General features: G+C 63.8%; 24 protein-coding genes and 1 pseudogene. 13 read left to right on the top strand and 12 right to left on the bottom strand.

Annotated features, from left to right (window positions below):
• Positions 1 to 213: 213 nt before the first annotated feature.
• The 7 genes from QRM57_RS00895 to QRM57_RS00925 all read left to right on the top strand — a co-directional run bounded on the left by QRM57_RS00895 (position 214) and on the right by QRM57_RS00925 (position 6995).
• Positions 214 to 555 carry a hypothetical protein gene (locus QRM57_RS00895; RefSeq protein ID WP_257370105.1) on the top strand — a complete coding sequence of 114 codons (342 nt, stop codon included), beginning with the start codon at positions 214 to 216 and terminating at the stop codon, positions 553 to 555.
• 93 nt (positions 556 to 648) lie between these two features.
• Positions 649 to 2040 carry a cryptochrome/photolyase family protein gene (locus QRM57_RS00900; protein WP_284985197.1) on the top strand — a complete coding sequence of 464 codons (1392 nt, stop codon included), beginning with the start codon at positions 649 to 651 and terminating at the stop codon, positions 2038 to 2040.
• 160 nt (positions 2041 to 2200) lie between these two features.
• On the top strand, positions 2201 to 3700 hold the full coding sequence (locus QRM57_RS00905) for a CoA-acylating methylmalonate-semialdehyde dehydrogenase (RefSeq protein WP_284985198.1): 1500 nt from the start codon (positions 2201 to 2203) through the stop codon (positions 3698 to 3700).
• A complete protein-coding gene (locus QRM57_RS00910) occupies positions 3700 to 4764 on the top strand; it encodes an enoyl-CoA hydratase/isomerase family protein (RefSeq protein WP_284985199.1) in 1065 nt (354 codons plus the stop codon). The genes QRM57_RS00905 and QRM57_RS00910 overlap by 1 nt, the downstream gene beginning before the upstream one ends.
• Before the next feature lie 47 nt (positions 4765 to 4811).
• Positions 4812 to 5735 carry a 3-hydroxyisobutyrate dehydrogenase gene (mmsB, locus tag QRM57_RS00915; protein WP_284985200.1) on the top strand — a complete coding sequence of 308 codons (924 nt, stop codon included), beginning with the start codon at positions 4812 to 4814 and terminating at the stop codon, positions 5733 to 5735.
• Positions 5736 to 5771: 36 nt separating this feature from the next.
• Positions 5772 to 6551: an enoyl-CoA hydratase gene (locus QRM57_RS00920; protein ID WP_284985521.1), complete on the top strand. Its 780-nt coding sequence runs from the start codon at positions 5772 to 5774 to the stop codon at positions 6549 to 6551.
• A 150-nt stretch (positions 6552 to 6701) separates the two neighbouring features.
• Entirely contained in the window at positions 6702 to 6995 is a 294-nt protein-coding gene (locus QRM57_RS00925; RefSeq protein ID WP_257370101.1) for a DUF4190 domain-containing protein, read from the top strand.
• Positions 6996 to 7246: 251 nt separating this feature from the next.
• Here QRM57_RS00925 and QRM57_RS00930 read toward each other — a convergent pair whose 3' ends face one another.
• Positions 7247 to 7909, bottom strand: a complete 663-nt coding sequence (locus QRM57_RS00930; protein ID WP_284985201.1) for a TenA family protein — start codon at positions 7907 to 7909, stop codon at positions 7247 to 7249.
• Positions 7910 to 8127: 218 nt separating this feature from the next.
• Here QRM57_RS00930 and QRM57_RS00935 point away from each other — a divergent pair, with 218 nt between their 5' ends.
• On the top strand, positions 8128 to 9018 hold the full coding sequence (locus QRM57_RS00935) for a helix-turn-helix transcriptional regulator (protein ID WP_235521389.1): 891 nt from the start codon (positions 8128 to 8130) through the stop codon (positions 9016 to 9018).
• An 81-nt stretch (positions 9019 to 9099) separates the two neighbouring features.
• Here QRM57_RS00935 and QRM57_RS20925 read toward each other — a convergent pair whose 3' ends face one another.
• On the bottom strand, positions 9100 to 9180 hold the full coding sequence (locus tag QRM57_RS20925; RefSeq protein WP_350309819.1) for an ANTAR domain-containing protein: 81 nt from the start codon (positions 9178 to 9180) through the stop codon (positions 9100 to 9102).
• Positions 9152 to 10348, bottom strand: a pseudogene (locus tag QRM57_RS00940) (MFS transporter); the annotation flags it as partial. The gene QRM57_RS20925 and the pseudogene QRM57_RS00940, both read right to left, overlap by 29 nt.
• 112 nt (positions 10349 to 10460) lie before the next feature.
• On the opposite strand from QRM57_RS00940, the gene QRM57_RS00945 reads away from it, so the two are divergent.
• A complete protein-coding gene (locus tag QRM57_RS00945; RefSeq protein WP_284985203.1) occupies positions 10461 to 11765 on the top strand; it encodes an HNH endonuclease in 1305 nt (434 codons plus the stop codon).
• A gap of 14 nt (positions 11766 to 11779) precedes the next feature.
• On the opposite strand, the gene QRM57_RS00950 is transcribed toward QRM57_RS00945, so the two are convergent.
• Both QRM57_RS00950 and QRM57_RS00955 read right to left on the bottom strand, forming a co-directional pair.
• A complete protein-coding gene (locus QRM57_RS00950) occupies positions 11780 to 12289 on the bottom strand; it encodes a MarR family winged helix-turn-helix transcriptional regulator (protein WP_284985204.1) in 510 nt (169 codons plus the stop codon).
• Between the two features lie 25 nt (positions 12290 to 12314).
• Positions 12315 to 14033, bottom strand: a complete 1719-nt coding sequence (locus tag QRM57_RS00955) for an AMP-binding protein (RefSeq protein ID WP_284985205.1) — start codon at positions 14031 to 14033, stop codon at positions 12315 to 12317.
• Positions 14034 to 14166: 133 nt separating this feature from the next.
• On the opposite strand from QRM57_RS00955, the gene QRM57_RS00960 reads away from it, so the two are divergent.
• Positions 14167 to 15384: an acyl-CoA dehydrogenase family protein gene (locus QRM57_RS00960; RefSeq protein ID WP_284985206.1), complete on the top strand. Its 1218-nt coding sequence runs from the start codon at positions 14167 to 14169 to the stop codon at positions 15382 to 15384.
• 9 nt (positions 15385 to 15393) lie between these two features.
• Here QRM57_RS00960 and QRM57_RS00965 read toward each other — a convergent pair whose 3' ends face one another.
• From QRM57_RS00965 to QRM57_RS00975, 3 genes are all read right to left on the bottom strand, one after another.
• Complete coding sequence (locus QRM57_RS00965) at positions 15394 to 17007, bottom strand: APC family permease (protein WP_284985207.1); 1614 nt, start codon at positions 17005 to 17007, stop codon at positions 15394 to 15396.
• Between the two features lie 143 nt (positions 17008 to 17150).
• The gene (locus tag QRM57_RS00970) at positions 17151 to 18806 is read right to left on the bottom strand and encodes a GMC family oxidoreductase (RefSeq protein WP_284985208.1); all 1656 of its coding nucleotides are present in this window, start codon (positions 18804 to 18806) and stop codon (positions 17151 to 17153) included.
• The gene (locus QRM57_RS00975) at positions 18807 to 20318 is read right to left on the bottom strand and encodes an aldehyde dehydrogenase family protein (protein WP_257370092.1); all 1512 of its coding nucleotides are present in this window, start codon (positions 20316 to 20318) and stop codon (positions 18807 to 18809) included.
• A gap of 124 nt (positions 20319 to 20442) precedes the next feature.
• Here QRM57_RS00975 and QRM57_RS00980 point away from each other — a divergent pair, with 124 nt between their 5' ends.
• The 3 genes from QRM57_RS00980 to QRM57_RS00990 all read left to right on the top strand — a co-directional run bounded on the left by QRM57_RS00980 (position 20443) and on the right by QRM57_RS00990 (position 22771).
• A complete protein-coding gene (locus tag QRM57_RS00980) occupies positions 20443 to 22029 on the top strand; it encodes a molybdopterin-dependent oxidoreductase (protein WP_284985209.1) in 1587 nt (528 codons plus the stop codon).
• A gap of 62 nt (positions 22030 to 22091) precedes the next feature.
• Complete coding sequence (locus QRM57_RS00985) at positions 22092 to 22496, top strand: VOC family protein (RefSeq protein ID WP_284985210.1); 405 nt, start codon at positions 22092 to 22094, stop codon at positions 22494 to 22496.
• On the top strand, positions 22493 to 22771 hold the full coding sequence (locus tag QRM57_RS00990) for a winged helix-turn-helix transcriptional regulator (RefSeq protein ID WP_257370089.1): 279 nt from the start codon (positions 22493 to 22495) through the stop codon (positions 22769 to 22771). The genes QRM57_RS00985 and QRM57_RS00990 overlap by 4 nt, the downstream gene beginning before the upstream one ends.
• Positions 22772 to 22790: 19 nt before the next feature.
• On the opposite strand, the gene QRM57_RS00995 is transcribed toward QRM57_RS00990, so the two are convergent.
• From QRM57_RS00995 to nadE, 4 genes are all read right to left on the bottom strand, one after another.
• Positions 22791 to 23381 (bottom strand): TetR/AcrR family transcriptional regulator, encoded by a 591-nt coding sequence (locus QRM57_RS00995; protein ID WP_257370088.1) that lies wholly within the window; start codon positions 23379 to 23381, stop codon positions 22791 to 22793.
• Between the two features lie 44 nt (positions 23382 to 23425).
• Positions 23426 to 24184, bottom strand: coding sequence for a MerR family transcriptional regulator (locus QRM57_RS01000; protein WP_284985212.1), 759 nt, complete (start codon positions 24182 to 24184; stop codon positions 23426 to 23428).
• Positions 24185 to 24261: 77 nt separating this feature from the next.
• Positions 24262 to 24915 carry a PadR family transcriptional regulator gene (locus QRM57_RS01005; RefSeq protein WP_257370086.1) on the bottom strand — a complete coding sequence of 218 codons (654 nt, stop codon included), beginning with the start codon at positions 24913 to 24915 and terminating at the stop codon, positions 24262 to 24264.
• A gap of 220 nt (positions 24916 to 25135) precedes the next feature.
• Positions 25136 to 25957, bottom strand: coding sequence for an NAD(+) synthase (nadE, locus tag QRM57_RS01010; RefSeq protein WP_284985213.1), 822 nt, complete (start codon positions 25955 to 25957; stop codon positions 25136 to 25138).
• Positions 25958 to 25989 lie beyond the last annotated feature (32 nt).

Raw genomic sequence — 25989 nt, forward strand, 5'->3', positions numbered from 1 at the left:
GTGGAGATGAAGTCGACGCTACGCCGACGCGAGGTGCGGCGCCAGATCCTGGCCGCTCTTTAGGACCTCTCAACGCAAGGATGTGCCGGTCCGTCATCCAGAGTTAATCTGCTTTCCTCTTCCGGGTAGCCGGAAGAGGGCTATAGTAGGCAAATAGGACATTCGCTGATGCAGCCCGGCGGCCCTTACTTCTCTCCGAAGAGGCCCCAAGAAATGACCGACACTCAAATTAGCCAATTCTTGCGCGACTCCGTGGTGTTCGAGGACGACAATGAGAAGGGCCTGGACTTTGACACACTCTACGGCCTGTACATCAGTTGGTGCGTTCTCGGCCGCAAAGTCCCCATTCCCGACTCCGCATTGAAGACAGCCCTGGCCCTTGAAGGACTGAAGCAGGTCAAGGAAAACGGCCAGCGGGTCTACCCGGGTATGAGCATGGTTGGCGCAGCAGCACGTGACTACGTGGTCAACTCCGTACCGATGTGGACCGAAACCGCCACCGACATTGCCGTGCAGGAAGTCATGGAGCAGGAACACGTCGCTTCCATCGCCTGACCCCGGCTTAACAGCTCGAACAGCCCATGCCCCTAGGATTTGATAGGGGCATGGGCTGTTCCCATTTTCCGGTCGCCCACTGAGAGGAAAGATGTGAAGCCTTCCGTCGTTTGGTTCCGTGACGATCTCCGTGTGGCCGACAACCCGGCGTTACGTGCCGCCGTCGACGACGGTGAGGCCGTTGCGCTGTACGTCCTCGACGAAGAATCGCCCGGCATCCGCCCCCACGGTGGTGCCGCGAGGTGGTGGCTGCATCACTCGCTCACAGCGCTCAAGGAGGACCTTGCCGCCCTTGGCATTCCTTTGCTGCTGCGCCGCGGAGCGGCCGCTGAGGTGGTCCGGAAGACGACGACGGCGATAGGTGCCGGCGCGTTGTACTGGAACCGCCGTTACGGTTCCGCCGAGCGAACAGTCGACGCCGGCATCAAGTCGTGGGCGGGCGAGGCCGGACTGCACGTCTCAAGTTTCCAGGCCTCGCTGCTCCACGAGCCGTGGGAGGTCACCACTAAGACCGGTGGCCAGTACAAGGTCTTCACACCGTTTTGGCGGACGATTTCCGCGCAGGAATTCCGTGAGCCCCTGGCTGTTCCCCAGAAGGGCCATGGCTTCGGCGGCGAGCTGCCGGCCTACGATGACCTCGAATCGTGGTCCTTGCTGCCCAAAAAGCCCGACTGGGCCGGAGGGCTGGCGGAGATGTGGACGCCCGGGGCCGCCGCCGGGCACAAGCGCCTGGCGGCATTCGTGGACAAGGGACTTTCCAACTACAGCGAGGGCCGTAACCGTCCCGATACCGATGGCAGCAGCTGCCTGTCACCGTATCTGCGCTGGGGTGAGCTGAGCCCCTTCCAAGTGTGGCACGCACTGGGTTCCCGGCGCTCCGAAAGTGCTTCGATCTACGCGTCGGAGTTGGGTTGGCGGGAGTTCTGCTGGCACCAGTACTTCCATAATCCGCACTTGGCCACGGCCAACCTTCGCACTGAATTTGACCGCTTCCCTTGGGCCTGGCCCGGCTCCAACGGCAGCGGCGGCAAGCACCCGGGCCACGAGTCCGCCCCTGAGGAGTTCCGCGCCTGGCAGAAGGGCCGCACCGGTTTTCCCATGGTTGACGCCGGGCAGAGGCAACTGTGGCACACCGGCTGGATGCACAACAGGGTCCGCATGGTTGCTGCCAGCTTCCTGGTGAAGAACCTTGGCATCCATTGGCAACTGGGGGAGCAGTGGTTCTGGGACACCCTGGTGGATGCCGACCCGGCGTCGAACCCCGCCAACTGGCAGTGGGTGGCCGGCTCCGGAGCGGACGCTTCCCCGTTCTTCCGGATCTTCAACCCGGAGGCCCAACGCGTCAAGTTCGATCCCCAGGGGAAGTACATTGCCCACTGGATTCCCGAGTTCGGCACGCCGGACTACCCGGACGGGATCGTGGATCTCAAGACCACCCGGGCGGAAGCGCTGGAGGCCTACAAGGGGATGAAGGAAGTCCACTAGGGGCGGCCACACCCGGAAAACGGCCCTCTGGAAATTAGTAGGAAGTCCGAGTATATTCGGGTTGAGAGATGACCTGGATCACAGTTGGTCACGTGTTCCCCGCCTGGGTCCCAGACCCGGCGGCACGGCAGTCATTCACGATGCAAAGGAGCATTCCACCATGGTGCGCGAGCTTTCACACTACGTAGACGGCCAGAGGATCGACGGGACGTCCGGCCGGTTCAGCGATGTCTACGATCCCTGCACGGGCGAAGTCCAGGCCCGGCTCCCGTTGGCCAGCGCTGACGAGGTCCGCGACGCCGTCGCAAATGCCGAGAAGGGCCAGCTCGAATGGGCGGCCATGAACCCGCAACGCCGGGGACGCATCCTGCTCAAGTTCGTGGACCTGGTCAACGAAAACATGGATGAGCTGGCCAAGCTCCTGTCCTCCGAGCACGGCAAGACATTCGCGGACGCCAAGGGCGATATCCAGCGCGGCATCGAGGTCGTGGAGTTCTCGGCAGGTGCGCCGCATCTGCTCAAGGGCGAGTTCTCGGACAACGCCGGCCAAGGGATCGATGTCCATTCACTTCGCCAGCCATTGGGTGTGGTTGCGGGCATCACCCCCTTCAACTTCCCGGCAATGATTCCACTCTGGAAGTCCGGCCCGGCGCTCGCAGCCGGTAATGCGTTCATCCTTAAGCCGTCCGAGCGCGATCCTTCCGTGCCGCTGCGCCTGGCAGAGCTGTACAGCGCAGCAGGCGTTCCCAATGGCGTGTTCAACGTGATCAACGGCGACAAAGAAGCCGTGGACGCGCTGCTCGAGGATCCCCGCGTGAAGGCTATCGGCTTCGTGGGCTCCACGCCGATCGCCCAGTACATCTACGCCACGGCCGCGGCGCACGGCAAGCGGGCACAGTGCTTCGGCGGGGCCAAGAACCACATGGTGATCATGCCCGACGCCGACCTGGACATGGCAGCCGACGCCCTCATTGGTGCCGGGTACGGTTCCGCAGGCGAACGGTGCATGGCGATCTCCGTTGCGGTGCCGGTTGGGCAGGAAACCGCCGATGCGTTGGTGGCCAAGCTGACCGAGCGCGTGAAGGACCTGAAGGTTGGCCACAGCCTGGACAAGGACTCGGACTTCGGGCCCGTGGTGGCTGCGTCCGCGAAGGAGAGGATCGAAGGCTACATACAGTCCGGCGTGGACGAGGGCGCCACCTTGGTCACCGATGGTCGCGGCCTCACGGTGGACGGCTACGACGGCGGTTTCTGGGTTGGCCCCACGCTCTTCGACAACGTCACTAAGGACATGAAGATCTACAAGGAAGAGATCTTCGGGCCCGTTCTCAGCGTGCTGCGGGCGGCTGACTACGACGAAGCGCTCAGGCTCTGCAGCGAGCACGAGTTCGGTAACGGCGTCGCAATCTTCACCCGCGACGGCGACTCCGCGCGCGACTTCGCCAGCCGCGTCGAGGTGGGCATGGTGGGCATCAACGTCCCCATTCCCGTGCCCATTGCCTACTACACCTTCGGCGGCTGGAAGGCCTCCGGCTTCGGCGACCTCAACCAGCACGGCGCCGACGCTTTCCGCTTCTACACCAAGACCAAGACCGTGACGTCGCGGTGGCCTTCCGGTATCCGCCAGGGCGCCAGCTTCGTGATGCCGGCAGGCAGCTGATGGGGTTGGCGGAGACGGAAGAAGACGTCCTGTTTGAGCGCCGTGGGCACCTCGGCATCGTCACGCTCAACCGCCCCAAGGCAGTCAACGCGTTGAATGCCGGGATGGTGAAGGCCATGCTCCAGCAGCTCACCGACTGGGCTGACGACGACGCCGTCGCCACAGTTTTGGTGCGCGGAGCCGGCGACCGCGGGTTGTGCGCCGGCGGCGACATCGTGGCCATCTACAAGGACATGCTCCACGGCGGGACGGAAACAGCAGCGTTCTGGGCCGACGAATACCGCCTGAACGCGCTGATCTCGCAGTATCCCAAGCCGTATGTCGCCTTCATGGACGGGCTGGTACTCGGTGGTGGGGTGGGTATCTCGGCGCACGGTTCCGTGCGTGTCGTCACCGAACGGACCCGCACCGGCATGCCCGAAACCACCATTGGGTTCGTGCCCGACGTCGGCGGCACCCTGTTGCTGTCACGATCGCCGGGGGAGACCGGGACCCACGCGGCGCTGACGGGCGCGCACCTGTCCGGTGCGGACGCCCTGTTCCTTGGGCTCGCGGACCACTTCGTCCCGTCCGACAGTCTCCCCGCGCTGGCGGAAGCGTTGGAAAGCTCGACGGCGGCTGCCGCCGTCGATCGCTTTGCCCAAGCCGCGCCGGACTCGCCACTTGCCGCCCAGCAGGGGTGGATCGACGCCGCCTACGCCCAGGACGACGCCGGAGAGATCGTGCGGAGCCTGCGCTCTGCGGGTGCTGAAGCTGCTGCCGCGGCGGACACCATCGAGGCGAAGTCGCCGACGTCCGTGAAGGTCACCTTGGAATCGCTGCGGCGGGTCCGGGGGTTGTCCCTCGAGGAAGCGCTGGACCAGGAGTACCGGGTGGGGCTTCGCTGCCTGGCCGGCCCCGACTTCCGCGAAGGCATCCGTGCGCAGGTGGTGGACAAGGACCGCAACCCGCAGTGGAAACCGCCGACGCTCGCAGAAGTCCAGCGGTCCGACGTCGAAAGCTACTTCGCGCCGCTTGGCGAACGCGAACTGGGGCTCGCCAGCGTGGCGGCCCAAGCGAAGTAGGCAGCAGTGAGCAGACAGTGTCCAGCAGCCATTTTGAAGGAGACGACATGACAGATAACGCAGAATCGGCAACGGGACGCATCGCTTTCCTGGGGCTCGGCCATATGGGTGGGCCGATGGCTGCCAACCTGATCAAGGCCGGGCATGACGTCATCGGTTACGACCCGGTTCCGGCGGCCGTCGAGGCAGCTGCAGCACACGGCATACCCATGGCGGCCACACCGGCGGAGGCAGTGGCGGAGGCATCCGTGGTGTTGACCATGCTGCCCAGCGGGAAGCACGTCCTGGACGCTTACCGGGGTGACGGAGGGCCCGGCTTGTTGGCCGTCGCACGCCCGGACACCCTGTTCCTGGACTGCTCAACCATCAACGTGGATGAGGCACGCGAGGCAGCCGTCATCGCAGTGGAAGCCGGCCACCGTTCAGTGGACGCCCCGGTTTCCGGCGGTGTGGTGGGTGCCGAAGCTGGAACGCTGACGTTCATGGTGGGGGCCTTGCCGGAGGACTTCGAAACTGTGAAGCCGATCCTGGAACTGATGGGCAAACGGATTGTGCACTGCGGTGACCATGGCGCAGGACAGGCCGCGAAGGTCTGCAACAACATGATCCTGGGGGTGTCCATGATTGCCGTCTCCGAGGCCTTCGTGCTGGGCGAGAAGCTGGGGCTCACACACCAGGCGTTGTTCGACGTCGCCTCCAACGCTTCCGGGCAGTGCTGGGCGCTGACCACCAACTGTCCCGTTCCCGGTCCTGTCCCTACGAGCCCCGCCAACCGTGACTACCAGCCGGGTTTTGCCGGTGCATTGATGGCCAAGGACCTGCGCCTGGCACTCAACGCGCTGGAGAGCACGGGCGTTGCCGCGGAAATGGGGCCACTGGCGTCCCGGATCTACGACGCCTATGCGGCCGGGGAAGGTGCTGGCAGGGATTTCTCGGGCATCATCACCGATATCCGCGAAAAGTCCGTGTGAGAGTCTGGCCTGATGAGCATTAGCGAGAGGGAGCGCATGACGGAGCAGTACCAGAACATCGTGGTGGAGCAGCGGGGACGGGTTGGTTTGGTGACGTTGAACCGGCCCTCGGCGTTGAATGCGCTCAACACGGCACTCATGAACGAACTCGTTTCCGCGGTGCGGGACATGGATACCGATCCCGGCATCGGCGCCGTGGTGATTGCCGGCTCCATCAAGGCCTTCGCTGCCGGCGCCGACATCAAGGAAATGTCCTCCAAGAGCTACATGGAGATGTATGCCGCGGATTGGTTCCGGCACTGGGAGGACCTCACACGGCTGCGGATCCCGGTCATCGCCGCTGTGTCCGGGTTTGCCCTGGGCGGGGGATGCGAGCTGGCCATGATGGCCGACTTCATCATCGCCGGAGACAACGCCAAGTTCGGCCAGCCGGAAATCAACCTGGGAGTAATCCCCGGCATGGGTGGCTCCCAGCGGCTGACACGGGCCGTTGGCAAAGCCAAGGCCATGGACATGGTTTTGACCGGCCGTTTCATGGATGCGGAAGAAGCCGAACGTTCAGGGTTGGTCTCGCGTGTCGTGCCTGCAGCTGAGGTGGTGGACGAGGCCCTGAAGGCGGCCGAAGCCATCGCGTCCAAGTCGAAGCCCGCTGCGATGGTTGCCAAGGAAGCGGTCAATGCGGCCTTCGAGATGGGCTTGGCCCAGGGAGTCGTGTTCGAACGCAGGGTGTTCCACTCGCTCTTCGCCACCGAAGACCAGAAGGAAGGCATGGCCGCCTTCAGCGAGAAGCGCCAGCCTGAGTTCAAGCACAGGTGACCCGCGACTCCCCGTCGCCGGCCCGCTATTCCGTCGTTGGCCAACCACGGATTAGCGGGCCGGCAACGTCCTCGGACACCACAGGCGGGGCTGCCCGGTATTTGGGTGCAGCGTGGATAGACTCGGGGCACTTACGAATGGGGAGAGAACATGTCAACGGAGATCGTTCAGACTAACCACACTGAAGCGTCCACCCAGCCGATCAACCGGCAGGCCCTCGTGGCAGCTGCGATGGCCGTCGTCGCCCTGGTGGGGCTGTTCTTCGCCGGCATGGCAGTCATCGCTGTGTTCGTCGTTGGGGCAGGGCACGTCGCCTTGAACCAGATCCAGCAACGCAGCGAACGCGGACGTGCGTTCGCCATCGGCGCTTTGGTTGTGGGCTACGGCATCGGGATCCTGTCACTGGGGTCGGCGCTGATCTTCGCCTTTACCTCGGCCGGATAAATAGGGCGCAGCTCACGGTCCTTCTTTCGTCACTTCCCGGTTGTTCGAGCCTCTTCCTTAGAGGACACAAGAACATGCGACGACGAGGGACCCATGACCTGGCAATTTTGCGACAACGACGACTGCCCCGAGAGCTGGCACTGGATGGATCCGGCGGGGACTCCCGAGGGCTGCCGGGGCTCCGATGAAGCAGCGGACTTCCCTGAAGAAGCAAGGCCTGGTGGAACTCAGTTGCACCGTCCGGAAGCCGCTTAGCGAAGAGCAGCCGGGGCAAGTGCGGCGTCGAAGAACGCCCGCTCCAGCCGTACCGCCTCGGCGAAGACAGCGGCAACCCGCTGACGCTCCTGCGGCTCTGAAGGCTCGACGGCGTCGAACTCGTCCCGCAGCCAGCTCACCCACGCGCTGTACTCGGGATTGTTGTGAAGGCGGATCCATTCGGCGTGCTTGGATTCGGCAGGCCAGGTGGCGGGTTCTCCGGCGCGTCCGGCCCAGTCGCCGTAAAGCCATTCGGCCACCAGCAGCACCGCCAGGACGTTTGGATAGGCCCGGGTGGCCAGGGCGTCGCGCATGAGCGCATCGAATTCCGTGGTTGTGGCAGCAAGGACGGGGGACCGTCGTTCTCGTTCCGGCACGCCCAGCTCATCGAAGGAGTCCTGGAAGTACGTGTTCTCATCCGACGCGAAAGCGCCCAAGACGCGGGCAAAGACCAGCCGTGAGGGCAACGACGGCGCCGAGGCCACGGCCTGGCCGAGGAGGGCGGTAAACGCATCGCAGAACTGGTAATCCTGGACAAGATAGTGGCGCAGCTGCTCATCGGGGAGGGACCCGTCCAGCAGTTGGTCAACGAACGGATGGGTGACGGCGGCGTCCCAATCCTCGGCGGACCGGTTCCTGAGTTCTTCGGCAAATCCCACGGTGTTTCCTCCTGGAGTGTCAGCATCGGAGCCTAGCAGCGTACTGGGTTTTCGCGGCCGTCATGACGATCAGGTGCTGCGTCCGGCACTCTGGTCCGGCTCCAGGGGACTTGGCGGACTCATGAGTTGGCCTTGTGCTGGTGTCCGGCCGGAGTCCCGACCGTAGGTGGTCCTGGGAGGGACTCCCTCGGCAGCCGGTCCGGACCTATGGTGAAGACATGGACAATCGGGCCGAAGTACGTGAATTCCTGATCTCCCGGCGAGCACACGTGGCGCCGGAGCAGGTTGGACTGCCAACCGGCTCCAATCGGCGGGTCAAGGGATTGCGGCGCAGTGAGGTGGCCACTCTTGCCGGACTGAGCGTTGAGTATTACACCCGTTTGGAGCGCGGTGCCATCAGCGGTGCATCGCCCCAAGTGCTTGAGAGTCTGGCACGGGCATTGTGCTTGGACGACGCGGAACGCGCCTACCTCTTTGACCTGGCCCACGCAGCGAGCCCAGTCGCGCGACCGCCCCGGCGCCGGAACGCAAAGTCCTATGTGCCGCACCAGAGCCTGCAGTGGGCGCTCGATGCGATTACGGCCGGCCCCGCCTTCGTCCGCAATGGCCGCATGGATCTCTTGGCCGTCAACCCGTTGGCCCGGGCTTTCTACAAGGACTGCTACGACATGCCGGGCCAGCCGCCCAACATCGCGCGATTCACGTTCCTGGATGAACGGGCCTACGGGTTTTACCCCGACTGGGATGCCTTCGCCGAGGTCACTGTTTCCATCCTTCGCACTGAGGCCGGCAGGGACCCGCACAACAAAGACCTTCACGATCTCATTGGCGAACTCAGCACCCGCAGCGATGACTTCCGCACACGCTGGGGCGCGCACAACGTCCGCCACCACGGAACGGGGTTCAAGACGTTTAACCACCCGATCGTCGGTGAGATGACGCTCGCCTATGAGGGCCTGGAGATGGCGGCCGAACCTGGGCTCACATTGACGATCTACGCGGCAGAGCCTGGGTCGCCGTCGGCGGAACGCCTGCAACTGCTGGCGTCGTGGGCTGCCAGCGAATACGGATCTCAGACCCCCTCTGAAAAGAGCCGTGCGGACAACTGACAACCCTCAGTGGATGACGTCCACCCGGGCTTTCCGCGAGTGTTGGCTTTTGTGGCAGAGGCCGACGCCGTCCACCAACGTTCAAGCGAGGTCACGGATTTTCTGATTGCGGTCGGTGGAGGCTTTTCGGAGGAGACGGAAGGCTTCTTCGCAGCTTCCGATCCTTCAGTATCAGCACTGTGAGGGGCAGGAAGTACAGCGCGGCGATGCCCGTGCCCACCAATACCGGACCGCTGGCTCCCAACGCCGATTCCAAGGCGAAGCCGGCAATCCACGATCCCATGGCCGTGCCCAGGTTGAATGCCGAGGTGCTGAGCGCCGAAGCCAGAGTGGGCGCATGGCCGGCATATCCAACGGCCTTGCCGATAAGAATCGGATTGGTGGCCATGCCGAAGAGACCCAACAGGAAGATCAGCACCACAGTGACCAAGGCGTAGCTGGAGAACATGAACAGGGCACCGAGCACCAGGAAGGTCATGCTTGCCGGGATGAAGAGCGCCGTATAGGGGTGCTGGGCACCGAAGCGGCCACCCAGCGTTGAACCGATAAACGCCCCGACGCCGTAAACCATCAGCACCAGGGGAACCGCGGCTGCGGCAAGTCCGGTGTTCTCCGTGAGCAACGGGGAGATGAAGGTGTAGGCAGCCAAGGATGATCCGCAGACGATTGCACAGCCCCCAAGAACAAGCCACACCCTCGAATCGCGCATACTTGCCAGCTCTGCACGCACCGACGGCGTGTATCCAGAGTGCGGATCCGCGGCAACCAATCGATAGACCGCAACCGCACCTACCAGCGCCAAGACTGTGAGCACCCAAAACGGTCCCCGCCAGCCAATGACCTGGCCGGCAAACGCACCCAGGGGAACACCCACGACGTTGGCGAGCATGCCGCCGCCCAAAACAACGCCCAACGCACGGGACGCCGCAGCGCCTGCGGCTTTTGCACCCACGACGGCGGCTACCGCCCAAAAAGCGCCCGTCGCCAACGCCGTGAGGAAACGCGCACCGAGGATGATCGTGAAGTCCGGGGAAAGCGCCGCCATCAGGTGACCCATCGCGAAGACCACCAGTGCGAGGCTGAGCGTCAGGCGGCGTGGCAGCCTGAGCGTCAGGATCGCCATCGTGGGAGTGCCAACGATCATGCCGACAGCAAAGACAGTGATCATGAGACCCGCGTCGGCAACGGAGATACCCAGGTCGCCGGCGATGTCCGGCAGGATGCCCGCAACGATGAACTCGGTGGTTCCCATCAGGAACACACCCGCAGCCAAAACATAGGTCACCATCGGCAACCGGCGGCTCTTGGTTGTGGAAAGTGTGGTGGTCATATCTCCACACCATCAGGTTTGCAGAGCACCAGGGAGTCCCGCTTAAGGGAGGTCCTCCAAGGGACTCCCTTGCTGACGTCATATTGTCGGTGCTTGCTGAAAGAGTAGGCTCATGGAGCGGATTGGGGAGAGTCGAGCGGGTGCAGTGGTGTCTCCTGCGTTCGTTCCCGCTCGGCCGGAAGCGGCTCTGGCGGGCTCCATCCCGGCCCACACTGTGGGCGGGGACCTGATCGAGCAGCTCCGGATGCTGGAAGAGATGAAGTCGGCCATCTCTGCTCTACAGGCGCGCGTTGCTGTGGCTTTTGATCTTGTCCAGCGCGCCGAGCAAGCCGAGGCAGGCGTCCCTGCGTCCGAGCGTGGCCACGGGGTGGGAGCGCAGGTCGCGTTGGCCCGGAGTGAGTCCCCGAACCGTGGGTCACGTCTCCTGGGTTTGGCGAAAGCCCTCGTCGCGGAGATGCCGCATACCTTGGCTGCCCTGACGTCGGGGCAGTTGAACGAGTGGCGTGCCACGTTGCTGGTCAAGGAAACGGCGTGCCTGTCTGTTGAGGACCGCTGCTCGGTGGACAAGGAACTCGCCCCCGATGCCGGGACCTTTGCCGGGAAGGGCGACAAAGCGATCATTGCCGCTGCGAAGGCTGCCGCGTATCGTCGGGATCCGCGCTCGGTGGCCGGGCGGGCAAGCCGTGCCGCCGCTGAACGGACCGTCAGCCTGCGTCCGGCGCCGGACACCATGACATACCTGACGGCCTTGCTTCCTGTCGCCCAGGGAGTGGCGGCGTACGCGGCGCTGACCCGGGCGGCTGATTCGGCCCGTTCCAGCGGGGATGCCCGAGGCCGGGGCCAGCTCATGGCCGATACCTTGGTCGAACGCATCACGGGCACCCCGGGCGGGATTTCGGGGATCAACCTGGACCTCGTCATGACCGACCGCACCCTGTTCCAAGGCGACTGCGAACCAGCCCGGCTCAAAGGCTACGGAATCGTGCCGGCAGAATGGGCCAGAACAGTTGTCGCCGAGGAGCAGTCAGACCAGGCCCAGGAGCTCAGTGTCTGGCTTCGCAGGCTCTATACCGCTCCGGCCACTGGAGATCTTCTGGCCACCGACTCCAAGGCCCGGCTCTTCAGCGGCAGGCTCCGGCACTTGATCGAGACCCGGGACAACACCTGCCGGACGCCGTATTGCGACGCGCCCATCCGGCATATCGACCATGTAGTTCCGTGGCGTTCCGGCGGCACAACGAACCTCACCAACGGCGCCGGTCTATGCGAAGCCTGCAACCACACCAAGGAAAACCCCGGTTGGACCACACAAACCATTCAAGGGGCTACGCATACCTTGGAAATCAGGACCCCCACCGGGCACACATACCGATCGAAAGCCCCACCCTCGCCTGGGCACCGCCCCTTAAGAACGTAGAGAGCCGAGAATCGCTACTCCTCCGTGAAATCCCCGGCATCCCTGCGGAAGGTGCCCAGGACGCGGATGAGGTGCTCGACGTCGTCGTCCCCGAAACCGGACTTGCCGAAAACTTCGGCGTTGAGCGCCGCCGTCGCCTTCTTCGCCAGGCTGCGGCCATCTGCGGTGAGCTCGATCAGGGTGGTGCGGCCGTCGGTCGGGTGCGGCGAGCGGGCCACCAGGGCGGCCTTTTCGAGACGGTCGACGGCGTTGGTCACCGACGTCGGATGGACCTGCAGGAGCGCGCTTGCTTTGTTCATGGGCAGCGCGCCGCTCCGGGCGAAACTGAGCAGTGCCAGCAGCTCGTAGCGCGCGAAGGTCAGGCCAAAAGGCTTGAGCACTGTCTCGATGCGTGCCAACAGGATTTGCTGGGTCCGCATGATCGCGGTGATGGCTGCCATGGGCGCGGCGACATCGCCCCAACCATGCCGTTCCCAGTTGCGCTGGGCATCGGCAATGGGATCGCGGGGGAGTGGGGTGCCCATGGGCCTCCTTCGGTTGCTTGGTTGGCTAGTCTTTCAGATTCGGGAACTCTTCCTCGGTGTACTCCACGCCCAAACCTGCCGGCAGCGGACCGTCGCCATGCCGGGCCACTTCCGTCCCACGCAGCTCCACACGGCGGATCTTGCCCGAGATTGTTTTGGGCAGCTCACCGAATTCGAGTCGTCGGATGCGCTTGAACGGGGCCAGGTGCTCGCGGCAGTAGCGGAGGATGTCTTCTGCGACACCGGGGCCGGGTTGGTAGCCGGCCGCCAGGACCACAAAAGCCTTTGGTACTGACAGCTTTACCGCGTCAGGTGAAGGCACGACGGCGGCTTCCGCCACTGCGGGGTGTTCGATCAGGACGCTTTCGAGTTCGAAGGGCGACAAGCGGTAGTCGGAGGACTTGAACACGTCATCGTCCCGGCCAACGTAGGTGATGACGCCGTCGGCGTCGCGGCTGGCCATGTCGCCTGTGTGATAGTAGCCGTCACGGAAGGCTTCGGCTGTTTTCGCTTCGTCGCCAAAGTAACTCTTCATGAGCCCCACCGGCCGAGGGTCCAAACGCAGGCAGAGTTCGCCGTCGTCGGCTTCCTGCCCGGTGACCGGGTCCACCAGGACCACGTCGTACCCGGGCAGTGGCCGTCCCATCGAGCCGATTTTTACCGCTTGGGTGGGCGTATTGGCGATCTGGACCGTGGACTCTGTCTGCCCGAAACCGTCACGGATGGTGACGCCCCAGGCTTTCTCCACCTGGCCAATCACTTCGGCGTTCAGGGGCTCGCCGGCCGAAACCACCTTGCTGGGCGGGCTGGTGAGCTGCGTGAGGTCGGCTTGGATGAGCATCCGCCAGACAGTTGGCGGAGCGCAGAAACTCGTCACGCCCTCGCGGCCCATCTGGTTCATGAGGGCGGCAGCGTCGAAGCGGTCGTAGTTGTAGATGAAGACGCACGCCTCGGCGATCCAGGGCGTGAAGACATTGGACCAGGCATGCTTGGCCCAGCCCGGGGATGCGACGTTGAGGTGGACATCGCCGGGTTCAAGGCCGATCCAGTACATGGTGGACAGGTGGCCCACCGGGTAAGAGGTGTGGGTGTGCTCCACCAGCTTGGCCCGCGAGGTGGTGCCGGAGGTGAAGTAGAGGAGCAGCGTTTCATCGGCGCGGGTGGGGGCGTCGGGCGTGAAGCCGGTGTCGCCGTCGTACGAGTCAGCGTACTGTTTGGCCTGCCCGTTGCTGCCTTCCGCGCCGACCTCTATCAGGGTGTAATCACCCTGCACGGAATCGAACTTGCCGATGTTGGCGCTTCCGACGGCGACCCAAGCCGCCCCGCCGCGCTCCACCCGGTCCTGGAGGTCGCGGGCGCCCATGAGGGTGGTGGTGGGGATCATGACGATGCCCAGCTTGATGCCGGCCAACATGAGTTCCCAGAGTTCCACCTGGTTGCCGAGCATGATGATCATATGGTCGCCGCGCTTGACCCCCTGGCTACGAAGCCAGTTGGCGACCTGGGAGGACCGCTCCGACAGATCGCGGTAGGTGCGCCGTGTTGAACTGCCGTCCTGTTCCACGATCACTAATGCCGGCTTGGAGCCCCTGGCCTCATCTGCAGCGATGTGGTCGAACCAGTCGAGGGCGAAGTTGAAGTATTCAAAGCGTGGCCACTGGAATTCTGCGTGCGCCAGTTTGTAGTCCTCGCGCAGCTCCAGCAGCCGGTCGCGGGCCGCACGGAAGTCTTCTGTGACTGTCATAGTCCGCCTTTCGCCTTGGGGTTGGCCTGGCGTCCTCGCCACAGCCCCCGCCTAGTGATCCACATCACCTTGCAATATACTAGGACATCCAAGGGTTTGGAAGAGCCTGCACGGGACATGACGAAGGGGTCCAATGCTCGACGAAAAAGCTGCCGGCACCACCACGAATGGCACGGCACCACAACACGTCCTCCCTCCCTATCCGGAGGCGGACCTGATGCACGTCATCGATCTCCTGCCCGAGGAGGAGCGCACGCGATACCTCGAAATCCGGGAATTCCTGCAGGCGCGCATCCGCTCGGCCAGCATCGACTACTGGAACCGCGAGGAATTCCCCTTCGGGTTACTCGCAGATATGGCCAAGTTCGGGCTCGGCGGGCTTCAGACCGACGGTTCCACCAAGCTCTTCAAGGGCCTCATGTACACCGAAATCGCCCGGGCTGATGTATCGCTCTCGGCCCTGGTGGGCATCCACAACGAACTCATCGTGGGCATGATCAACGAGCTCGGCTCTGACGAGCAAAAGCAGAAGTGGCTGCCGGGCCTCGAAGCCTTCACCCAGATGGGTGCCTTCGCGCTCACCGAACCGGACCACGGATCGGACATTGCCGGAGGACTCTCGACGACGGCGCGGCGCGAGGGCGGCGAATGGGTCATCAACGGTGCCAAGCGCTGGATCGGGGCAGGCACCATTGCGGACTTCGCGCTGGTCTGGGCCCGTGACGAGGGCGATGGGCACATCAAGGGTTTCATCGTGGAAAGTGACCGGGCCGGCTTCACAGCCACCAAGATCTCGAACAAGATCGGCCTTCGCATCATGCAGAATGCGGACATCGTGCTGGATGATGTCCGCATTCCTGAATCGAATCTCCTTCCCGGGGCCTCGGAATTTTCCCGGGCCAACGACCTCTTGCGTGATTCCCGGGCCTGGGTTGGCTGGCAGGCCGCGGGAATCCAGCTGGCAGCCTTCGACATTGCCCGCGCCTACGCGCTGGAACGCCAGCAGTTCGGCAAGGAACTGGCACGTTTTCAGTTGGTGCAACAGCAGCTCGCGGACATCCTGGGCAACGCCAACGCTTCACTGTCCATGATGGTGGAACTGGCCCGGATCCAACAGGCCGGCAAGCTCGAAATGGTCCAGGCCGCCATGTGCAAAGCCACCACCACCCGGTTGGCACGCTCCTCCGTAGCCATGGGCCGGTCCTTGCTGGGCGGGAACGGAATCACCACGGATTACGAGATGGGCAAGCTCTTCGGAGACGCCGAGATCCTCTACACGTACGAGGGCAGCTACGAGATCAACTCCCTCATTGTTGCCCGGGCAGTGACAGGAAAATCGGCGTTCGTCTGAGGTTGACTGCTAGGAATTTTGGGCGGCCACCAACCCGGGGTCCGGGTCCGGGGATGGGGACGGCGATGGGGATGGGGACGGCGATGGGGCGGCGGCGGCGTGTTCGGCCAGCACGCCAGTCCGGTGCCTGATGCGGAGGCGGTATAGCAGTGTTCCGCCGATGACTACTGCCGCGACGAACATGACACCGCCCCATTGCAGGTACCACTCAAAGGGAGGCACCGAGTTGTAGATCTCCGGCCGTGGCCACACCAGGTTCAGTGTCATGGCGCCGCCCCAGAGCACCGCGAGGATGTTCACCGGCAGTCCCCATTTGCCGAGGCTGAATCCGGGTTCCGATCCGTCGTCCTTCAGAGGCCACTTCTTGAGGAACCGGCGCCGCAGCATAGGCACGGTAACCAGCAGGTAGGAGAGATAGATCAGCACGATGCTGATGCTGGAGAGGATGGTGAAGATGGCCGGCTGGGAGATGTTGACCAGCAGGGGAATCACTGCCACCACGCCGATGACGATAGCCGCCACGGTAGGCGTCTTGCGGGTGGGGTGAACCTTGCTGAGCTGGCGGCTGAAGGGAAGGTTGTTGTCCCTGGCCATGGCAAACATCATCCGGATGGCAGCAGCGTGGACGGCCAGCGTGCACACCACTACAGCCACGACGATGCACGCCAGGAACGCCTTGCCGAAGGGTCCGCCGAGCACCGACAGCACAATGTATTGCAGCCCGCCGTCAGCAGCCCCGATCTTCGGGTCGGAGAGGTCCGGCGCGGCCAGTATTCCGCCCAGCAGGAGCAGCCCGCCCAGAAGGAAGGACGCCGTGACAGCGCGCAGGATGGCCTTGGGCGCCGTCTTCTTGGGGTCCTTGGTCTCTTCGCCCAGTGAGCTCGCCGTGTCGAATCCGTACATGACGTAACCCGAAGCCATGGCGGCGATCAGGAACACTCCGAAGAAGCCCAGGGGTTGCCCTTCGCCGAACCCGGCCGTGTCCAGGAGGACTTCCGGGCCCCGCACGGCGTGCCACAAAAGGGCCACGATCAGCAGGACCGCCGCGACCAGTTCCACGAACACGCCCACGCTGTTGATCATGGTCATGAGCTTCACCCCGAACGCGTTGATGAGCGTGGAGATGGCGATCATGATGCTGGCCAGGATCACCCCGTTGACCGCAAAGTCGTAAGGGCCGGTTCCATCGCCCACCAATTGGAAGCCGCTCCAGATCTGCGGCAAGGTGATTTGGAGGGCCAAGGCAACGGAGCCCAGGGCCATGATGGAGGAGAGCAGCAGCAACCAGCCCGCCAGCCAGGCCCACGTTCCGCTGGAGAGCCTCTTGGCCCAGTTGTAGACCGATCCTGCCACCGGATAACGTCCGGCCAGTTCGGCGAAACACAAGGCGACCATCAACTGGCCGACAAAGACGATGGGCCACGACCAGGCGTAGGCGGGCCCCGCCGTCGAAAATCCGAAGTAGAACAGTTGGAAAACGCCGGTGAGGATGGAGATATAACTGACGCCGGCCGCGAAGCTGGCAAACTTACCGATGCTGCGGTCAAGGGTTTGGGCATAGCCAAACTCGTCCATACCGCTTGCATCGCTCTTGCAGGGTCCTGATTTGCTGGGTTCTGACATGCGAACTCCTAGTTCAGACGTGCATGAATGGTGATTACCTGCGGCCGCCGTTGGCCGCAGTCGAAATCAAAACCGGGCACCTCTTTGTGCCTCCGGCTGTTCCCCCATTGTTTGTTGCGTGGGTCTTAAAGCAGGGCGCCTGTTCAGGCGACAGAAAAGCTGAAGTCGGCTTCCGCCGTCGTGGGTTCCTCCGTCCGGTTGTCGTTGATGAGGTCTGACTTAATGAGATCGGCACAGCGCTCGCCGATCATCATGACAGTGATGTTCGGGTTGACGGTGACGTGTTCGGGCATGACGGAGGCGTCGGCCACGCGCAGCCCAGTAACGCCCTTGACCCGCAGTTCAGGATCCAAGGGTGACATCCTGTCCTCCACCGGTCCCATCCGGACGGTACCGACAGGGTGGTAGACGGTGTTGTGGGTTTTGCGGATGTAGTCCTGGAGTTCCTCGTCCGTCTGTGCCTCGACACCGGGGGAGAGCTCACGTCCGGTCCACTCAGCCATGGCCGGTTGCGCCGCGATTTCCCGGGCCTTGCGGATGCCGGCCACCATGACGCGCATGTCGTGGCCCTCCGGATCGGTGAAGTAGCGGGGGTCCACCATGGGCTTGTCGCGGAAATCCCGGCTACGCAGCCTGACCGTTCCGCGGGAACGGGCGTGCGTGACGTTAGGGGTAAGGCTGAAGCCGTTCTCCGTGGTGGGGTAGCCGTAGCGCAGGGTGTTCATGTCGAAGGGCACGGAACCGTAGTGCATCATCAGATCGGGGCGGTCCAGGCCCTCCTCCGTGGGTGTGAAAATGCCGATCTCCCACCACTGCGTGGAGGTCTGCACCATGGGCTGCTTGGCCTCATACTGCACCACGCCTTCCGGATGGTCCTGCAGGTGCTCGCCCACGCCGGGGGAATCCACCAGGACCTCGATGCCATGCGCGGCCAGGTGTTCTGCCGGGCCGATGCCGGAGAGCATGAGCAGCTTGGGGGAATCAATGGCACCGGTGGACAGGATGACCTCGCGTCGCGCGTCCAGCCTGTGCGTCCGGCCGAAAGCGGAGTCGACCACATCGACGCCGGTGCAGCGCTTGTCCGCGTCGAACACCAGCTGGCGGGCCCGCAGGCCGGTCAGCAGCGTGAAGTTTTCACGATCGACGATGGGGTGGATGTAGGAGACCGAGCTGGAGGAACGGGTCCCGTCAGAGCGGCGGTTGATCTGGAAGAAGTTGGCGCCGTTGATCACGGTGTTGCCGTCATTGAACTTTGCGCGGGGAATGCCCGTCTGCTCGCAGGCATCCAGAAGCGCCACCCCGGCGGGATCGCTCGGAGGAACGTTCATCAAGTGGACCGGGCCGTCGTTGCCGTGGTGTGGTGCTTCCGGTCCGGCGTCTTCGTTGCTTTCCAGGCGCTGGTACAAAGGCCAGGCGGCAGCAGCATTCCAGCCGGTTGCTCCGTACTTTGACTCCCATTCGTCCAGGTCCTCGCGGGGAGCCCAGAAAGCGATGCAGGAGTTGTGGCTGGAGCAGCCCCCCATGACCTTGGCGCGGGCATGGCGCATGAAGGAGTTGCCGTTCTCCTGGGGTTCGATCGGGTAGTCCCAGTCGTAGCCGGATTCCAGCAGTTCCATCCAGCGGTCCAGCTGCAGGATCTCGGGGATGTTGCGGTCATCCGGGCCGGCTTCCACCAGGGCCACGGTGACCGCGGGGTCCTCGCTCAACCGGGCGGCGACGGCAGCCCCGGCAGATCCTCCGCCAATGACGACGTAATCGAACCCGCGGTTGCCCAGGCTCTCTATGTTGTCGACGTGCATCTAGTTCTCCTTGCCGTGGTCTGCGAACCAGCCGGTCACCTGGGGGCTGGTGTTCTGGTAGATGTGCTTGGCTTCCTGGTACTCGCCCAGACCGGTGGGGCCGAGTTCACGGCCGACGCCGGACTGGCCGAAGCCGCCCCATTCGGCCTGCGGAAGGTAAGGGTGGTAGTCGTTGATCCAGATCGTGCCGTGCCGCAGGCGGCCCGCTACGCGCTGGGCCTTGCCGGCATCCTGGGTCCAGACTGCGCCTGCCAACCCGTAGATGGTGTCGTTGGCGGTGGCCACGGCTTCGTCCTCGGTGCGGAAGGTTTCCACTGTTACTACCGGTCCAAAAGCTTCGTCGATCACAACGGACATTCCCCGGGTCACGCGGTCCAGGACGGTGGGCTGGTAGTAGAAACCGGCGTCGAACTGTTCGCCTTCAGGGGCCGCGCCGCCGCACCGCAGCCGCGCACCTTCGGCCACGCCGCGCTTGACGTAAGCGTCAACTTTCTCGCGGTGGGCCGCTGAAATCAGGGGTCCGGTTTCGGCGGACTCGTCGAACGGCCCGCCAATGCGGATGGCATTGGCCTTGCGGACCAGTTCGTCGACGAAGCGCTCGGCGATGGATTCCTCCACCACCAGCCGCGCCCCGGCGGAGCAGACCTGGCCTGAGTGCACAAAGGCGCCGTTCAGCGCATTGTCGACGGCGGCGTCGAAGTCAGCGTCCGCGAAGACGACGTTGGGGTTCTTGCCGCCAAGTTCCAGCGCCACCTTCTTCACGGTGCCGGCTGCAGCCGCGGCAATGCGCTTGCCGGTTTCCAGGCCACCGGTGAAGGAGACCAGGTCAATGTCGGGGTGCTCGGAAAGGGGTGCGCCCGCTTTTACTCCCGGACCGGTCAGCAGGTTGGCGACGCCGTCCGGCAGGCCCAGGTCCTTCAACAACTGCATGGTCAGGATTGCGGTGGACGGGGTCAGCTCGGCGGGCTTCAGGACGAAAGTACAGCCGGCGGCCAGCGCAGGAGCGATCTTCCACGCGGCCTGCAGCAGCGGGTAGTTCCACGGCGTGATCAGGCCGCACACTCCAACAGGTTCGTAGACGATTCTGCTGACTACGGCGGGGTCCCCGGCATCGACCACCCGGCCCGCCGACTGCCCCGCCAGGCGCCCGAAATATTCGAAGCAGGCGGCGATGTCATCCATGTCGATGCGGCTTTCGACGATGCGCTTGCCGGTGTCCAGCGATTCGGCACGGGCGAACTTCTCGCGGCGTTCGCGCAGTTCTGCGGCGACCTTGAGCAGGAACGCTCCCCGTTCGGGAGCCGGGACGGAGGACCAGACGCCGGAGTCGAAGGCAGCCCGGGCTGCGGCGATGGCGCGCTCGGCATCTTCGCGGCCGGCTTCGGACACCGTGGCGACCAGTTCGCCGTCGGCCGGATTATGGATCTCGCGCACCGTGCCGGACGCTGCCGGCTCCCACCGGCCGTTGATGAAGAGGGTGGAGGCGGAATCGGAAAATGTGGCTTGGGTCATACGGAGCAGGCTAATGCATCTTGAACACCTGTTCAAGGAAAATATGAACATCTGTTCAAAGTGCTGTTGTGTGTCATGAGGGGTCGGCACCCATCCCCGCTCCCGCCCGCTACGAACCACTGTCATGAAAAAGCTCGGACTCCGGAATAAAGGCCCCCAAACCATGGCCGCGCTGGCAGGCGTGGTGTCGGCCGCCGTCGTACTCGCGGTTGCGGAACTGATCGGCGCCTTCTTCACCGCCAGGGCAACGCCGGTGTTCGCCCTTGGCTCCACGTTCATCGACTTCACGCCCCCGTGGATGAAGGACTTCGCGATCGCTACGTTCGGTACCAACGACAAGGCCGCCCTGTTCGTAGGCATGGGCCTGACGATCGCCCTGCTGGCCTGCGTCCTGGGCATAGTGGCCTACCGGAAGTGGGCCCTCGGGGTCCTGGGTGTGCTGTTCATGGGCACGGTAATAGTGGCTTCCGTCGTGACCCGCGCAGGTGTGGGGCCCGTCGATGCCATCCCTTCCGTCCTGGGAACGATCGCCGGCCTCATCGTCCTGCGTCGGCTCATGGTGCCGCTGTGGGGACTGAAGGCGTGGCCGGAAGCTCCTTCTGACATAGCGGCCGACGCCGATAGCCGGGTTGGGGGCGCCGGCGCCAGCCGTCGTCGCTTCTTCGCTGCGGCAGGGGTTGCCGCAGTCGCGGCAGGAATAGCGGCAACCGGTGGCAGGCTTCTGAGCGCCGCGCGCAACAATGTTGCGCAGGCCCGGGACGCCCTTCGCCTCCCGGCGCCGGTCAAGGCCGCCGCCGCCGTGCCCGCCGGGGTCCAGTCTCCGGTTCCGGGAGTCTTTCCCTGGCTGACGCCGAACAACGAGTTCTACCGCATTGACACGGCCCTGAGTGTCCCGGAGATCAACGTCAAAGATTGGTCACTCCGGGTGCACGGAATGGTGGAACAGGAGGTCACCCTGACTTTCCAGGACCTGCTGGACGCGGACTTGATCGAATCCCACGTCACCCTGACCTGCGTCTCCAACCCTGTGGGTGGCAAGTTGGCCGGCAACGCCAAGTGGTTGGGCTTCCCCATACGCGAAGTCCTGAAAAGGGCCAAGCCGAAGGAGGGCGCGGACATGGTGCTCTCAAAGTCCATTGACGGTTTTAGCGCCTCCACTCCGCTGGATGTCCTGCAGGATGACCGCGACGCCATGCTGGCCATTGGCATGAACGGTGAGCCCCTGCCTGTCGAACACGGATACCCTGTGCGCATGGTGGTTCCGGGGCTGTATGGCTTCGTTTCCGCGACCAAATGGGTGGTGGATCTGGAAGTCACCCGCTTTGCGGACAGCAAGGCTTACTGGACTGAGCGCGGATGGTCGGAACGTGGGCCCATCAAGACCATGGCACGTGTGGACGTACCGAAGTCCTTCGCGAAGTTCCCGCCGGGGAAGGTAGCTGTGGGTGGCACCGCTTGGGCCCAGACGCGCGGCATCACCAAGGTGGAAGTGCAGATCGACGACGGCGAATGGGTGGAGGCAACCCTCTCCACCGAAGCCTCCACGGTGACTTGGCGTCAGTGGTCCTACGAATGGGATGCCACACCCGGCATCCACTACGTCAAAGCACGTGCCACCGACGGAACCGGTGAAACCCAGACGGAAAAGCGCGCCGATCCGGTGCCCGATGGAGCCTCGGGCTGGCCGTCGGTGATGGTGACGGTGGAGTAGTCCGGGTATCCGGTTCCCGGTGGGGGTTGACGGGTTACTTGCATTTTGCAAGTATGGGCCGCATGAGCCTTTTCATCACCTGCCCCGTCGAAAACGTCGAACGCACCACCGCCTTCTACACCGCTCTCGGTTGGACCCTCAACACCAAGATGTCCGACCACAATGTGTCCTGCTTCGAGATCGCGCCGGAGCAGTACGTCATGCTCGGCAGCCGCGAGATGTACGCGAGCGTTGGGGGAACCGAGGACATCATCGGTGGACCCGAAACCCCCTCCAAAGTCACCGTTTCCTTCGACATGGACAGCCGGGAGGCGGTGGACCAGATCATTGAGCGCGCCGCAGCTGCCGGTGGGCGGATCGGTGACACCGACGACTACCCCTTCATGTACCAACGCCAATTCGACGACCCCGACGGCTACCACTACTCGCCGTTTTGGATGAAGCCGGATACCGATCCCACGGCGTGAGCAACCTCGCCGCTGCCCTCGACATTGTCGGAGCACGGTGGGCGCTGCTCATTGTGGAACGCCTCCTCGACGGGCCACAGCGCTACGGTGACCTTCAACGCGACCTTGGTGTGCCAACCAACATGCTGGCAACCCGCTTGCGGGAGCTCGAGGCCGCCGGGGTCCTGGTCCGGCTGCCGCTTCGGCACAACACCCGCGCTTACGCGTTGACCGATCGCGGACGCGCCCTTAGTGAAGCTATCGACGCCTTGGCTCGCTGGGGCGACGAAAAGTAGCCAGGACCGGTAACGGTCTTTAGCTGCCAGGGGCGAACGCAATCTCTTCCGTGCGCGCGATTCCCCGCTCGATGGCTGCCTTGTCTATGCCCAGCAGGGTGGTGAGCCACATGCCGTTTTGCACAACGACGATGTCGGACGCCCGGTCCTTGCATTCATCCACGGAAAGCCCGGGAACGGCGTTGCCGATCAACGCCGCAAGCCCTTGGAGATACCTGTCAAAGGCCGCGGCGTTGATCTGCGCGAAGTCCTCGTGCGCCTGGGCCAGGGCCCACAGGTGGAGGCGGAGTGACAAATATGGCGTTGTGAGGAGCCCGGGGTCGGCGACCCGCCGGAGTGATTCCCGGAGTTGCTCATCCGGGGCCGAGGTGGGAGCCGGCTCCACCAGCAGGAGGTCGTGCTCTTCGATCTGGTGCAGCACCGCCCTGATCAGGCTCGACTTGTCTTCGTAGTAGTAATTCACCAGTCCCAGTGCCACGCCGGCTTCACGCGCGACCGCCCTCATGTTGATGCCGGAAATGCCGTGGCGGGACAGTAGTTCCAGGGCCGCTTCCAGGATGCGCGTCTGTCTGTCAGCCTGTTCGCCGGTTTTAGCGGTGCTTGTACCCATTCGGCCAGACTATTGCCTAACTCGGGTCGGCGCATCCTGACCGTCTACAGGTTCTCTTCCGCGTAAGCCCGCAGGGCATCCCTGACAAACGTCGCCCCTGCCTCCCCGCCATAGTTGGCGCCGAAGCGAGGATCCGCCACATACATTTCGCCGAGTCCCGTGACGTAACCTTTGACGTCTCCGCCGGGCGCCGCCGTCGGGGTTCCCGGTATGCCGCGCAGCCACTCAACGTGGCGTCGGGCGAGATCCTGCGCCTCGGCGCTCCCGGGAGAAACGCCGGATTGGGCAGCGACAATCCAGTCGGCACTCAACTTCTGCAGGCGATCCTTCCACTGCTGCTTCTCGTCGGGGCTCATGCTGCGCCACCACGAATCACCGCCCGCGTAGGCGTCCTTGCCCCAACGCTCCTCCACCTCGTCCTTGTACTGAGTGTGGTCGAAGCCGTCAAACATGTCCTGTGCCATGTACTTTCCATCCCCTTTCAACGTGTCGATGGTTTGCCGGACGGACGCGATCTGCCGGGTAAGCCGGTCCTGCTCGCGGGCGAGCCATTCCAGGTGGCTGCTCAACGCTTTGACGGTGTCCGTCTCGCGGTGGAGCACTTCGGCGATCGCCGGCAGGCCGAGACCCAGCTCCCGTAGCAGGAGGATGCGCTGCAGCTGAACCAAGGCCGGACCGTCATAGTAGCGATAGCCGTTATGGCCGGTCCGGCTTGGTTTCAGCAGCCCAATGTCGTCGTAATGACGCAGCGTGCGGCTGGTGGTTCCTGCCATTTTCGCGATTTCCTGGATTGACCAGTCCATCCGTCCCCCGTCCTGTGCTTGTACTTTCGACAGTAGAGGTTGACGTTACGTCAAGGTCAAGGGGGCTTCGGTAGGCATTAGTCGGCCAGGATCAGGTAGAGCGCCCGACGGGTCTCGTCCAGCTTTTCAATGGCAGCCTGGCGCTGTTCGTCGGTGGCCGCCGCCCGGAACTGGTGGATGACGCCCATGAGCTTTCCGACGCTCTGGTGGAACGCGGCGCCGGTGCCGTCTGCCTCGGTGTTCCAGGCATTGGCAAGCTCTTCTTCGTGCTCGGCGATGTAGGCCTTGCCGTCTTCAGTAAGCGTGAATTCGGTGCGGCGTCCCTCGCCGACAGCGACGATCAATTCTTCATCGACCAGCTGCTGCAGTGTGGGATAAACCGAGCCCGGGCTGGGGCGCCAGGCTCCGGACGTCTTCTCGGCGATGGTCTTGATCAGCCCGTATCCATTGGACGGCGCCTCTGCCAGCAGGGAGAGGATAGCCGCGCGGACGTCGCCTCGGTTGGCCCGGCGGGAGCCGCCGGGGCCGAAACCCCTGGGGCCGAAGCCGGGTCCGAAACCACCAGGGCCGAATCCTGGGCCGAAGCCGCCGGGACCGAATCCACCCCCGCCGTGGCCGCCCGGACCGCGACGACCCTTGCCGCGATTGAAGCGGCCCCGGCCGTGTTCGTGCTCGGGGTGTCCATGTCCGTGATCCGGGAAATTGTTGTCGTGTTCGTTGATGCCTTTCATAGCAGCATCGTCCTTTCGGTTGTTGTTACGCCGAAGGAGTATCGGCGATAGTTAACGATATATCGGTATCTATCGCGACGTCAAGGGTTTGTGAGTGAGCGTTTGGGGGAAGGGGGTGGGATGTGAGAGAGGGTGCTTAAAGCACGACGGCGGATGCGGACTTCCGTACGGAAGCCGGCACCCGCCGTCGTGGTTTAGGCCGATGTGGTTAGAGGGTGGGCTATTTCCACCAGGTGTCGAAGATGGTCACCGGAACCGTGCGCTTGTGGCGCGTGCGCAGGTACTTCTGCTCGATGATCTCCGCAACTGCCTCGGGTACCTCGCGCCCCTCTAGGTAATCGTCGATCTGGTCGTAGGTGATGCCGAGCTCGTCCTCATCGGTGCGGCCGGGCTTGTCGTCCAGGAGGTCCGCGGTGGGAACCTTGTCCCAGACGCGCGACGGAGCGCCGAGTTCGGCCAGGAGTGCACGGTTCTGGCGCTTGTTGAGGCCGAACAGCGGCAGGATGTCCGCGCCGCCGTCGCCGAATTTGGTGAAGAAGCCCGTCACGGACTCCGCTCCGTGGTCGGTTCCGATCACCAGGTAGTTGTGTTCGCCGGCCAGCGCATACTGGGCGATCATGCGGGCGCGGGCCTTGGTGTTGCCCTTGTGGAAGTCGGAGATTGGCGCACCGGTGGTCTTTTCGAACTCTTCCTCGAAACCGTCCACGGCTTGGGAGATGTTGTAGGTCCACTCGGTCTTTGCCTTGATGAAATCCAAAGCAGCCTGGGCGTCGTCTTCATCGTGCTGGATGCCGTAGGGGAGGCGGACCGCGACGAAGTTCGCGTCCACGCCGTCGGCTTCCAGTTCCTCCACAGCCAATTGGGCCAGGCGGCCGGCAAGCGAAGAGTCGATGCCCCCGGAGATGCCCAAAACGAACCCTTTGGTGCCGGTAGCTTTCAGGTAGTTCTTCAGGAAGGCGACCCGCTTGCGGATCTCCTCCGCAGGATCGATCCGGGGCTGGACGCCCATTTCCTCAATGATCTTGGCCTGGAGTTCGCGCATGTGTTCCACACTAGTCAGCCCGGTCACAAAGG

The sequence above is a fragment of the Arthrobacter sp. fls2-241-R2A-172 genome, from assembly GCF_030208885.1.
Classification (GTDB): Bacteria; Actinomycetota; Actinomycetes; order Actinomycetales; family Micrococcaceae; genus Arthrobacter.

Excerpts from the sequence above, each read along its gene's own strand:
- QRM57_RS00950 (WP_284985204.1), bottom strand. The coding sequence starts at position 12,289 with ATGGGCACCCCACTCCCCCGCGATCCCATTGCCGATGCCCAGCGCAAC.
- QRM57_RS01005 (WP_257370086.1), bottom strand. The coding sequence starts at position 24,915 with ATGAAAGGCATCAACGAACACGACAACAATTTCCCGGATCACGGACAT.
- QRM57_RS00945 (WP_284985203.1), top strand. The coding sequence starts at position 10,461 with ATGGAGCGGATTGGGGAGAGTCGAGCGGGTGCAGTGGTGTCTCCTGCG.
- nadE (WP_284985213.1), bottom strand. The coding sequence starts at position 25,957 with ATGCGCGAACTCCAGGCCAAGATCATTGAGGAAATGGGCGTCCAGCCC.
- QRM57_RS00970 (WP_284985208.1), bottom strand. The coding sequence starts at position 18,806 with ATGCACGTCGACAACATAGAGAGCCTGGGCAACCGCGGGTTCGATTAC.
- QRM57_RS01000 (WP_284985212.1), bottom strand. The coding sequence starts at position 24,184 with ATGGACTGGTCAATCCAGGAAATCGCGAAAATGGCAGGAACCACCAGC.
- QRM57_RS00960 (WP_284985206.1), top strand. The coding sequence starts at position 14,167 with ATGCTCGACGAAAAAGCTGCCGGCACCACCACGAATGGCACGGCACCA.
- QRM57_RS00980 (WP_284985209.1), top strand. The coding sequence starts at position 20,443 with ATGAAAAAGCTCGGACTCCGGAATAAAGGCCCCCAAACCATGGCCGCG.
- QRM57_RS00895 (WP_257370105.1), top strand. The coding sequence starts at position 214 with ATGACCGACACTCAAATTAGCCAATTCTTGCGCGACTCCGTGGTGTTC.
- QRM57_RS00965 (WP_284985207.1), bottom strand. The coding sequence starts at position 17,007 with ATGTCAGAACCCAGCAAATCAGGACCCTGCAAGAGCGATGCAAGCGGT.
- QRM57_RS00975 (WP_257370092.1), bottom strand. The coding sequence starts at position 20,318 with ATGACCCAAGCCACATTTTCCGATTCCGCCTCCACCCTCTTCATCAAC.
- QRM57_RS00905 (WP_284985198.1), top strand. The coding sequence starts at position 2,201 with ATGGTGCGCGAGCTTTCACACTACGTAGACGGCCAGAGGATCGACGGG.
- QRM57_RS00910 (WP_284985199.1), top strand. The coding sequence starts at position 3,700 with ATGGGGTTGGCGGAGACGGAAGAAGACGTCCTGTTTGAGCGCCGTGGG.
- QRM57_RS00920 (WP_284985521.1), top strand. The coding sequence starts at position 5,772 with ATGACGGAGCAGTACCAGAACATCGTGGTGGAGCAGCGGGGACGGGTT.
- QRM57_RS00995 (WP_257370088.1), bottom strand. The coding sequence starts at position 23,381 with ATGGGTACAAGCACCGCTAAAACCGGCGAACAGGCTGACAGACAGACG.
- QRM57_RS00985 (WP_284985210.1), top strand. The coding sequence starts at position 22,092 with ATGAGCCTTTTCATCACCTGCCCCGTCGAAAACGTCGAACGCACCACC.
- mmsB (WP_284985200.1), top strand. The coding sequence starts at position 4,812 with ATGACAGATAACGCAGAATCGGCAACGGGACGCATCGCTTTCCTGGGG.
- QRM57_RS00925 (WP_257370101.1), top strand. The coding sequence starts at position 6,702 with ATGTCAACGGAGATCGTTCAGACTAACCACACTGAAGCGTCCACCCAG.
- QRM57_RS00955 (WP_284985205.1), bottom strand. The coding sequence starts at position 14,033 with ATGACAGTCACAGAAGACTTCCGTGCGGCCCGCGACCGGCTGCTGGAG.
- QRM57_RS00935 (WP_235521389.1), top strand. The coding sequence starts at position 8,128 with ATGGACAATCGGGCCGAAGTACGTGAATTCCTGATCTCCCGGCGAGCA.